8 protein-coding genes and 1 riboswitch are annotated in these 10317 nt (G+C 68.4%); all 8 genes read right to left on the minus strand.

From position 1 onward, the window contains the following. Window positions 1-36 precede the first annotated feature (36 nt). Window positions 37-996, minus strand: a complete 960-nt coding sequence (locus AB0F77_RS11320) for an alpha/beta hydrolase (RefSeq protein WP_361945074.1) — start codon at window positions 994-996, stop codon at window positions 37-39. Between the two features lie 137 nt (window positions 997-1133). Then, window positions 1134-1463 (minus strand): helix-turn-helix domain-containing protein, encoded by a 330-nt coding sequence (locus AB0F77_RS11325; protein WP_361945077.1) that lies wholly within the window; start codon window positions 1461-1463, stop codon window positions 1134-1136. An 83-nt stretch (window positions 1464-1546) separates the two neighbouring features. Further along, the gene (locus tag AB0F77_RS11330; RefSeq protein WP_361945080.1) at window positions 1547-2152 is read right to left on the minus strand and encodes a VOC family protein; all 606 of its coding nucleotides are present in this window, start codon (window positions 2150-2152) and stop codon (window positions 1547-1549) included. Between the two features lie 438 nt (window positions 2153-2590). After that, a complete protein-coding gene (locus tag AB0F77_RS11335; RefSeq protein WP_361945082.1) occupies window positions 2591-3682 on the minus strand; it encodes an NAD(P)-dependent alcohol dehydrogenase in 1092 nt (363 codons plus the stop codon). 1 nt (window position 3683) lies between these two features. After that, window positions 3684-4199, minus strand: a complete 516-nt coding sequence (locus tag AB0F77_RS11340; protein WP_361945085.1) for a flavin reductase family protein — start codon at window positions 4197-4199, stop codon at window positions 3684-3686. 430 nt (window positions 4200-4629) lie between these two features. Beyond that, window positions 4630-6948, minus strand: coding sequence for a 5-methyltetrahydropteroyltriglutamate--homocysteine S-methyltransferase (gene metE, locus AB0F77_RS11345; RefSeq protein ID WP_361945088.1), 2319 nt, complete (start codon window positions 6946-6948; stop codon window positions 4630-4632). Between the two features lie 167 nt (window positions 6949-7115). Next, window positions 7116-7339: riboswitch (cobalamin riboswitch) on the minus strand. A gap of 300 nt (window positions 7340-7639) precedes the next feature. Then, the gene (locus AB0F77_RS11350; RefSeq protein WP_361945091.1) at window positions 7640-8203 is read right to left on the minus strand and encodes a TetR family transcriptional regulator; all 564 of its coding nucleotides are present in this window, start codon (window positions 8201-8203) and stop codon (window positions 7640-7642) included. Between the two features lie 218 nt (window positions 8204-8421). Beyond that, complete coding sequence (locus tag AB0F77_RS11355) at window positions 8422-9936, minus strand: aldehyde dehydrogenase family protein (protein ID WP_361945094.1); 1515 nt, start codon at window positions 9934-9936, stop codon at window positions 8422-8424. Window positions 9937-10317: the final 381 nt, after the last annotated feature.

The raw sequence follows: 10317 nt of genomic DNA on the forward strand, positions 1-10317 counted from the left end.
CCCCTATAGGTATATGCCGAGTCTGGTGCGGGCGGATCACCGGCCTTTCGCGACGCCCAGACCGCGTCGCAGGGCTTCCGTCAGCGAGGCTCGTGCGGTGTGCGCGACGGAGCTGTCGGGGGCGGCCGCAGCGAAACCATGGAACGTGCCCGGCCACACGTGGACCTCGGTCGGTACGCCGGCCTCCAGTAGGCGGCGGGCGTAGTCGAGCCCTTCGTCGCGAAGGACGTCCAGCTCGTTCACGCTCAGATACGTCGGTGGCAGCCCCCCAAGTGCGGCGGCACGGGCCGGTGCTGCGTACGCTGATGGTTCGCGGTGGAGCTGGTCGCCGCCCAGGTAGTACCGCCAACTGTGCTTCGCGTGCTCCCGTGACCACCAGAGTGTGAAAGTGGGCTCGCGCATCGAGGGGGTGTCCATACGGTCATCCAGCACCGGTTCGACCAGCGCTTGGAAGGCCAGGGCTGGACCACCCTGGTCCCGTGCCATGAGCGCAACGGCAGCCGCGAGGCAGCCGCCGGCGCTGTCGCCCAGAACTCCTATGCGGGCCGGGTCGACACCGAGTTCGCCGGCGTTGGCCGCGAACCAGGTCAACGCCGCATAACAATCCTCCAGGGGCGCGGGGAATGGGTGTTCGGGCGCGAGCCGGTAGCCCACGGCGACCACCACCACACCGAGCGCCCGCACCAGATGCGCGTTGACCTCGTCGTCGAGGACCGCAGCCCCGGCCGCGAACCCGCCACCGTGAATGTCCAGCACCCCTGCACCGGAAGCCGCGGAATACTCCTGCGGGCGGAAGACCCGTACCACCACGTCCGGAGCACCAGGCGGGCCGGTCACCTCGCGTTCCTCCAGCACGACACCGGTCGGCCCAGTCCCGTCGGCCGCGGAGACCTGCCGTACGGCCGCGCGAGCCGACGCGATGCCGGCCTCGTCGAAGGCCGAAGCAGGTAGGAGCGGCACGACCGCCGCCAGTTCGTCGTGGACTTTCAGGTTCATAAAAGGAGCCGTTCTCGTAGAAAACGTGCCGACGCGGCGCGGGGGTCTCGGGCGACCACTTCGCGGTTCCCCATAGGGCAGCGCAGGGCAGCGCGTTCGGCGAGGCTTTCGTCGACCTTGGGTTGCTGACTTCTCCCTCAGGAACGCTCCCCGTCGTGAGGAGAGGAAGGGAGCAAGTGGCATGAGCCGAAGGCCCTGAGGGGCTGGAGCGCGGCGGTCAGATCGCGTCCCAGCGGTGTGAGCGCGTAGCTCACCTGGACCGGGGTGGCGGGCACTACATGCCGTTCCAGGAGCTTCTGCGCCTTGAGCTCCTTGAGACGCAGGGAGAGCATACGGTCGGAGAGTCCTGGGATCAGTTGACGGAACTCCCCGAAACGACGCGGCTGCTCGGTCAGCGCCACGAGGATCGCGCCGGTCCAGCGCCGTCCGACGACTTCCAGTATCTCCTGCATGGCCTGACAGGCCATGGCATTGGCGTCCTCGGAGGTGTGACCGCTCAAAATGTCTTCCCTCCTCGCGCGCTTGCGTCCATTGCCGGTCCGGAAAGCCGTTAAGCCCCGGCAGGACGGGTGAGGTCCGAGGGGAGAGCCCCAGCCCGGAGTCGAGCCAGCAGCTCCGCCGGATCGAATGGTACACCAACAGGATTGTTGGCAAAGGAATCTGACTGCATGTAGAGCGTGGCTTCTTCCAGAGTGTCGAAGTTGTCTACCTGCAACTCGATCTGGTTTCCGTCCGGATCGGCATAATAGAGTGACGTGGTCGGGCCGTGATTGACAGCTGCGGTTGGTTTGATCGATGCCTTGGCAAGCTCTTCATAATGGCTGAGGAGGTTCAACAAACTGCCATAGGTGAACGCGATGTGAGCCAGTCCTTGAAACAGGTTGGAGGCGCCCTGCACCGCAGGACTGTCTTCAGAGTTCAGGGTTCCCGTACCCATGATGCCCTGAGAGTCGCCCACGGACCGTGCCGTCAATTCCGCTGCTGCCGCAGGATCTCCGACTGCGATCCGGTGATGTTCGTCGTCGTACGTGATGAAGGCGCCGGCGGGACTCTCGAAAGTGATGCGTCCATCGAGCACCTTCACATACCAGTCTCGCATTTCGCGGACTCGTGAGGTCCACAGCACCACGTGTGCCAGTTTTGTCGGTGAGACCATGATGATTCCCTTTCAGTGGGGGGAGGGCAGTGGCGCTGACAAAAGTTTGTGGGGCTCGTCATGTCGAGCCGAGACAAATAGTGCTGCAGTCACGGCTGATGCAGGCACCCGACGTCGAGGTTAGCTGCGGTTCAGGCAGTAATCCACCAAGCCGTAAGTAGCTTACAAATAGTAAGCTAATGGGTCGGCACCAGGGTGCCGTCGACGATGTATGGCCCCCAGGCGGGACCGGACTGTAGTCGGCGTCGGCGCCGGCGCCTCGCAGGCGTTCCCTTGGTCTCGTCCCTTATAACGGCCTGCATGCGCCAGGTGCCGATGGCAAGCCGGTATCCAGCTCGTCATCGGCACCTGGGCCGGAGGCCGTCTCTCAGCGAGGGGTAGGCGCGAAAGAGACGACGTGGTCTTTCGACAGCCAGACGTCACTGTCGTTGGCGGGCCTCAGCCCTGCATCACCAAAACTGGTTTGGCTGCTTCCCCTGACAGGGCATCAGCTTCCGCCTCGTTGATGTCCTCCAGGCGGTAGTGCCGAATCATGCGGTCGAAGGGGAATCTGCCCTGCCGCCACCAGTCGATCATGCTGGGTATGAAACTGTGCGGCTGAGAGGATCCCTCGATCACATAGGTCAGTCTGCGGCCACTGAGTTGCACCGGTCGCAGAGCCAAACGGTCAGCGCCGCCCGCGACCAGCGCGATGGTTCCGCCCGGGCCAGTGAGGCCGACGGCGGCTTCCATCAGTGCCGCCACCCCGGTCGTATCCACGCTGAAGTCAAAGGTTCCCGCTCCGCCCAGGAGGCGGCTCGCCGTATCGGCAGGCAGGTCCGCTTCGGCGACGGTGGCACCGAGCTCCAGCGCGAGCCGTCGTCGCTGCGGTGAACGATCGATCACCGCGATGTGCCTCGCCCCAGCCAGCTTGGCGGCCAGGACCGCGGAAAGCCCGACCGCTCCCGCTCCGAACACCAGGATGGTCTGGCCGGCTTCGAGGCCGAACTCGTTCAGGACGATTCCCGCACCGGTCTGCACCCCGCAGCCCAGTGGCCCCACCAAGTCGAGCGGTACGTCGCGGTCGATCACAACGGCGTTGCGTTCGGTGGCGATCGCATACTGGCTGAAGGACGATTGAGCGAACCACCGGCTCGTGAGGCGCGCGCCGCTCTTGTCCCGCGCGACACCACTGCCGTCCACACGCTGCCCGGACAGATTCCTCTGCCTGAACTCTGCGCAGTACGCGGGTGCAGCACGCCGACAAGACTCGCAGATGCCGCAGGAGTCAAAGGTGAGCACCACATGGTCGCCGGGTCGCACGGTTGTCACGGCCGATCCCACCCGTTCGACGACGCCCGCGCCCTCATGACCGAGCACCGCCGGCAGGAAACCAGGTTCCTGCGCCCTGCCGAGCAGATCCGTATGACACATCCCTGTGGCTACGATACGCACCAGCACTTCCTCGGGGCGCGGATCCGCGAGGGAGACTTCCTCGATCCGGTACGGCTGGTCACCCGAGCGCAGTACTGCGGCGAGCGTCTGAGTCATGTCAGATCCTGGCAGTAGGTCGGCCGACGACGCGGCGGAACTCGCTCCGGTGGAACAGCAGCGGTTCCACGGGCGCCTGTCCGAGGACGTCGTGCACGGTGAAGAAGGCGACGTCGTGGTCCCCTGCCGTGGTGACGTCTGCGATCGTGCAGGTCAGCATGAGCGCGCTGTCAGCTATGTGCACGGCTCCCCCAGGGGCGGCCGTCCAGTCCACGTCAGTGAACCGCCCCTGCTCAGGGCCGGCCAGGACGCGGCAGAACTCCGCATGCTGCTCCGCCAGCACACTGATGCCGATGTGTGTCGCCCGGCGCAGCCGGGCCCACGTGCGCGACCTGCTGCCGAACGCGACACTCACCAACGGAGGTTCCAGCGAGACGGACGTGAAAGAGCTCGCGGCGAGACCGACGGGCTCACCGTCGACAAGCGCACACACGGCGGTCACTCCAGAAGGGAACAGTGAGAACGCCTGGCGGAGGTCCGTGTGATGGGCGACCGGGGACGGTGCCTGTGTCGTCATGGCTCAACACCTCTGAATCGCTTGCTCGACGATCCTCAGCTTCGGGCCCAAGGCGCACAGTTGTCGACGCAGATCTTCCGTGCTGTGGAATGGAGGTACATTTCCTTCACTTTCCACTGTGCGGAAACGTCCCCGCAGGGCACGGTCGAGACGCTTCGGGCCCCGCTCACCGCGGTGAGCCTCCAGCCCTTCGTCACCCCGCACCTGTGCGTGGAAACCCTCCGGCACACCGACACGGCCTGAAGCCCGACCCCAGGCCGCTCCCGCACCGCCCAGCGCACGGTGGGCGTCACGCCGTGCCGGGCAAGGCAGGGCCGTGGCTGATACGTTCGCCGATGCCGATGCCGATGCCGATGCCGATGCCGATGCCGATGCCGATGCCGGGGGAGGGGCGGCAGGCGCGGCCTCCCCCGGCCGGTGGGGCCTGCGGTCAGGACGAGGAGAGTTCCTCGCGGACCGTGCGGGCGGCGGTGACCAGGTTGTCCAGGGACCGGCGGGTCTCGGGCCAGTCGCGGGTCTTCAGCCCGCAGTCGGGGTTCACCCACAGGCGTTCGGCGGGAATCGCCTTCAGCGCGGTGCGGAGCAGTGCAGCGGCCTCCGCGACGCTCGGGACACGGGGTGAGTGGATGTCGTACACACCGGGTCCGGCTTCGCGCGGGTAGCCGTGGGCGGCGAGTTCGCGGGCGACCTGCATGTGGGAGCGGGCGGCTTCCAGGCTGATGACGTCGGCGTCGAGGTCGTCGATGGCCTGGACGATGTCACCGAACTCGGCGTAGCACATGTGGGTGTGGATCTGGGTGTCCGGCCGGACCCCGCCGGTGGTGAGCCGGAACGCCTCCGTCGCCCAGGCGAGATACGCGGCGCGGTCGGCCGCACGCAGCGGCAGGGTCTCGCGCAGGGCGGGCTCGTCGACCTGGATGACCGAAGTCCCGGCCGCTTCCAGGTCGTTCACCTCGTCGCGCAGGGCGAGGGCGACTTGGCGGGCGGTGTCGCCGAGGGGCTGGTCGTCGCGGACGAAGGACCAGGCGAGCATGGTGACCGGTCCGGTGAGCATGCCCTTGACCGGCTTCTCGGTGAGTGACTGGGCGTACGTCGTCCAGCGCACCGTCATCGGCTGGGGGCGGGAGATGTCGCCGGCCAGGATCGGCGGGCGGACGTGGCGGGTGCCGTAGGACTGCACCCAGCCGTGCTGGGTGGCGAGGTAGCCGGTGAGCTGCTCGGCGAAGTACTGGACCATGTCATTGCGTTCGGCCTCGCCGTGCACGAGGACGTCCAGACCGGCCTTCTCCTGGAAGGAGATCACCTCCCTGATCTCGGCCCTGACGCGCTCCTCGTAGCCGTCCGTGTCGATCCGGCCCGCTCGCAGATCGGCGCGGGCGGTGCGCAGCGCGCCGATCTGGGGGAAGGAGCCGATGGTGGTGGTCGGCAGCACGGGCAGGCCGAGGTGGGCCCGCTGGGCCGCCGTGCGTTCGGAGTAGGGCTGGGAGCGGCGGGTGTCGGTCTCGGTGACGGCGGAGGCGCGGGCCCGGACGGCCGGGTCTCGTGTGATCGGCGAGGTCGTGCGGGAGGCCAGGTCGGCGCGGTTGGCGGCGAGTTCGCCGATGATCGCGTCGGTGCCCTGGGCGAGGCCCTTGGTGAGCGTGACGATCTCGGCGGTCTTCTGCTTCGCGAAGGCGAGCCACCGCAGGATCTGCGGCTCGATGTCCCGCTCCCGGGCGGAGTCCAGCGGCACGTGGAGCAGGGAGCAGGAGGCGGCGACGTCGACCCGGTCGGCCAGTCCGAGCAGAGTGCCGAGGGTGGCCAGGGACTTGGTCAGGTCGTTGGCCCAGATGTTGCGGCCGTTGACGACGCCGGCGACGAGCCGCTTGCCGGGCAGACCGCCGACGGCCGCGAGCGCGTCGAGGTTGGCGGCGGCGGACTCGGTGAAGTCCAGCGCGAGCCCGTCGACGGGAGCCTTGGCCAGCAGCGGCAGCGCGTCGCCGAGCCGGCCGAAGTACGAGGCGACCAGGAGCTTGGGCCGGTCCGTGAGAGCGCCGAGGTCATGGTAGGCGTGCGCGGCGGCGTTCAGTTCGGCCGGGGAGCGGTCCTGGACGAGGGAGGGTTCGTCGAGTTGCACCCACTCGGCGCCGGCCGCGCGTAGATCGGCGAGGACTTCGGCGTACACCGGCAGTAGCCGGTCGAGGAGGGTGAGCGGGTCGAAGTCCGCCGGTGAGCCCGGGGCGGGCTTGGCGAGCAGGAGGTAGGTGACCGGCCCGACAAGCACCGGACGGGCGCTGAGCCCGAGGGCGAGGGCTTCCTTCAGTTCCGCGACCTGCTTGGTGGGGTCGGCCGTGAACACGGTGTCAGGGCCCAACTCGGGTACGAGATAGTGGTAGTTCGTGTCGAACCACTTCGTCATCTCCAGCGGGGCCACGTCCCGGGTGCCGCGGGCCATGGCGAAGTAGCCGTCCAGGGCGTTCGCTGCGACGGCGGGACGGTGGCGTGCGGGGATCGCGCCGACCATGACGGTGGTGTCCAGGACGTGGTCGTAGTACGAGAAGTCACCGGTGGGCACTTCGTGGATGCCGGCCGCGGCCAGCTCCTGCCAGTTGGTCCTGCGCAGTTCGGCGGCCACGGTCTTGAGGGCTTCGGCGGTGACGAGGCCCTTCCAGTAGCCCTCGACGGCCTTCTTCAGTTCCCTGTCCGGGCCCTGCCGGGGGTAGCCGTACACGGTGGCCCGTGCTGCCGCGGGTGCGGTCCTCGTGGTCACGGAGATCTCCTTCGCGAGATGAATCCCTGAGATCCCGGGTGACGGGACGCGAGCGCGAAGGGGTGACGGACCGGGCGGAAACCGACCTCGCGCGTCACAGCGCGGTCGTCCGCCGGGTATGTACGCCGACCCGCCCACGAAGTCACCGGGATGTCCGCGCACGAGTCGGTCGTACGCGGGCAACGGGCAGGTCTTCGGACTTGCGGGCGCGTCCTCCTGACGGAGGACTCCTACTGGCCGTCGCTTCCCGGACCCGGTACGTCGGGCCCAGTGCGTATGACGGCGGTCGTTCCCGCTCACCGCTGCGGGGCAGTCCCGGATTTCCACCGGGTTCCCTCTTACGACGCATCCCGCCTGGCGGACGGGGCGAACCAGCTGCACCAGTCACCCTACGGGCCCGTTCACGGACGCGGTGTGTCACGTCCAGCATCCGGATGGTGAGGTGGGCAACAAGGGGTGGACGACGCGGAATGTACGGGGGCGACAGGGCACCGACATCGTGAGCGTCCAGGACACGGACAGCGCTCGGACGCCGCAGGCCCCGGTCTCGACAGCGGCGGGCGAGGAGGTCCCCGACCGTCGCCTCGCCTCCGGGGGGATCGATACCGACACCTGCACTCCGGCACACGAAGGAACGGTGGTGCACCGCAGGGGTCCACGGTGACGTGCCCGCGAGGTCGGCGGGCCGGAGTCACTGGTCCTGCGCGCCCACAAGGGTGTTGAGCAGGGGCAGGAGTTCGTGCAGGGGCGCCGCCTTCAGCGCGGGCAGGGTGTCGGTGCCGCGGGCGAGGAACACCCCGATCAGCGCGGCCGTCAGTAGCTCCGCACGCAGTTGGGCGTGCTGTACGCCCTGGGCGTCGAGCCGTCGGCGCACCGGATCGACGATCCGGTGGTGCAGTTCCTCGCGGGCCGCGCGATCGGCGGCCGCGTCGCCGAAGGGGCCCACGGCGACCTGATAGATGGGCCCGGGTCCTTGGTGTGTCGCCTTCTCCGCGAGATAGGTGAGGTGCGCGGGGTCGAGGAAGTCGGACGCCGGATCGACACCGCGCTCGGCGTGGAGGACGGCGATGTACAACTGCGCCTTGCCGCCGAAGTAGCGCGCGATCATCGTGGGGTCGACCTCGGCGCGCTCACCGATCTCCCGGGCGGTCGTCTGGTCGTATCCCCGGTCCGCGAAGAGTTCGGCCGCGGCCTTCAGGAGCCGCTCCCGGCTTCCCTCGGCGTCACGGCGGCGCTTTGTCTGGTTGGCGGTCACCGGTGCATTCTCGCAATTCCCGGCTCCGGTGTCAGCCTGCGCCGGCGGGCATGACCTGCGCGATCGGGCGCGGCGGAGGTGCGCGGTTCCCCGGGCGATTCGTTTCGTGACGTTTCGCCACTGCTCTGCGAGGCCGAGGGCCTGCTTCACCACCACAAGCACCCCTGTCCGGGGTGGGCAGCCGGTCCAGACGAAACCGTCCAGGCCGTTCGGCGCCGCTACGGTAGCCGTGGAGCTGGGGTGTGCTGAATGCTGATCCAGTGCGGGGTGGTGTACTCGTCCACGATCCACTCGCCACCGGACCGGCCGACACCGGAGTTCTTCTCCCCGCCGAAGGGCATGTGCGGCTCGTCGTACGCGGAGGCGTCGTTGACGTGCGACATACCGGCTTCGACGCGCTGGGCGAAGCGGACGCCGCGGTCGAGGTCCCGGGTGAAGACGGCGCTGGACAAGCCGTATTCCGTGTCGTTGGCCAGGCGCAGCGCGTCGGACTCGTCCTCGGCCCGCAGGATGGTGATGACCGGACCGAAGACCTCCTCCCGGGCCGTGGGCGTGGCGGAGTCGCCGAGGACGACGGTCGGGGGCAGCACCAGGCCGGCCGGACCGACCGGGTCACCTCCGAGGAGGACCGTGGCCCCGCTCTCCCGGGCCCGCGAGATCTTGGCCCGGATGCCCTCCAGTTGACGGCGGTTGATCACCGGTCCGACGAATGTCTTCGGGTCCGAAGGGTCGCCGTAGGGCAGGTCCTTGACGCGCTCCACGAACCTCTCGATGAAGGCGTCGTAGATCGGCGCCTCGACGATGAGCCGGTTCCCGCTGGTGCAGATCTGTCCCTGGTTCGCGTAGGCGCTGTAGGCGGCGCCGTCGACGGCCTGCTCCAGGTCCGCGTCGCCGAGGACGACGACCGGGGCGTTCCCGCCGAGTTCCAGGGCGAGCCGCTTGATGCCCGCAGTCCGGGTGATGTGGCGGCCCACGGCCGTGGAGCCGGTGAACGAGATCACGCGGGGGACGTCGCTGGCCGTGAGCGTGTCGCCGAGGGCCGCGGCGTCCTCGCGCGCGTGGGTGATCACATGGAGGACGCCCTTCGGGAGCCCCGCCTCCTCGAGGATCTTTGCGTGCAGCAGACCGCCGGTGACGGGGGTGTCCTCCGAGGGCTTGACCACGACCGTGTTGCCGAGCGCGATCGCGGGTGCCATCGCGCGGCCCGTCAGGTAGAAGGGGAGGTTCCAGGGGCTGATCACACCGACGACGCCCACCGGTACGCGGTAGACGCGGTTCTCCTTGCCCGGACGGTTCGACGGGAGGATCTTCCCCTCGACATGGTGCGCGATGGATCCGGCCTCCTCGAAGGCCTGCCGGGTCTGGGTCCACTCGCGCTCGGCCTTGCCCCGGGTCGCTCCGGCCTCCCTGATCAGCCACTCGACGATCTCGGTCCTGCGGGCGTCCAGGACATGGGTGGCGTCGCGGAAGAGCTGTGTGCGCTGCGCCGGGCTGGTGTCCGCCCAATCCCGCTGCGACGCCTTCGCCGACGCCAGTGCCTCTTCGACGTCGGCCGCGTCGGCCCGTGCGACACGGCCGACCGATTCGCCGGTCCACGGGTCGAGGTTGTCGCTGAAGAGCCCCGTGCCGCCGTGGCGCCACGAGCCGCCCACGAAGACGCTGTCGAGTCCGCCGTAGGGCGCGGGCTCCGGTGAGACGGACGCCTCCGGGCCGTCACTTCTGATGTTCGTCATGCTCACTCCTCCGACATTCCGGCCGGCCGAAGCTCGGTCGGCCCGGGAGGGATAGGGGCTCTCTCCCGGGGCTGTTGTTCGAACACCAACGTTATCATCGCTTGTAGACATCGGCTGTAGACATCATGCGATGACGTGCGGCCTGACCTGGTTCGCGCGCCACGGGGGTAGCGGGGTTGGTGCATGGGGCTCGTGTGACCGGCGTCACTCGTTCTTAGGTTGTTCCAATTTGAACGTCTGGGCTAGTGTTCCTTCCCGTCAGGAAGTTCAAATTCAAACAACATCGCCCGGGGAGCCCACCATGAACCGCAAGAGCCTCACCCTCACCGCCGCCCTCGCCACCACCGCCGCCGTCACCGCCGGACTGACCGTCCTGCCCAG

The sequence above is a fragment of the Streptomyces sp. NPDC026672 genome (assembly GCF_040638185.1).
In the GTDB taxonomy this organism is placed as follows: Bacteria; Actinomycetota; Actinomycetes; order Streptomycetales; family Streptomycetaceae; genus Streptomyces.

What these genes read in the sequence shown, in the direction of transcription:
- AB0F77_RS11335 (WP_361945082.1), bottom strand. Translation starts at nt 3,682, where the DNA reads ATGACTCAGACGCTCGCCGCAGTACTGCGCTCGGGTGACCAGCCGTAC.
- AB0F77_RS11340 (WP_361945085.1), bottom strand. Translation starts at nt 4,199, where the DNA reads ATGACGACACAGGCACCGTCCCCGGTCGCCCATCACACGGACCTCCGC.
- AB0F77_RS11330 (WP_361945080.1), bottom strand. Translation starts at nt 2,152, where the DNA reads ATGGTCTCACCGACAAAACTGGCACACGTGGTGCTGTGGACCTCACGA.
- AB0F77_RS11320 (WP_361945074.1), bottom strand. Translation starts at nt 996, where the DNA reads ATGAACCTGAAAGTCCACGACGAACTGGCGGCGGTCGTGCCGCTCCTA.
- AB0F77_RS11325 (WP_361945077.1), bottom strand. Translation starts at nt 1,463, where the DNA reads ATGGCCTGTCAGGCCATGCAGGAGATACTGGAAGTCGTCGGACGGCGC.
- AB0F77_RS11355 (WP_361945094.1), bottom strand. Translation starts at nt 9,936, where the DNA reads ATGACGAACATCAGAAGTGACGGCCCGGAGGCGTCCGTCTCACCGGAG.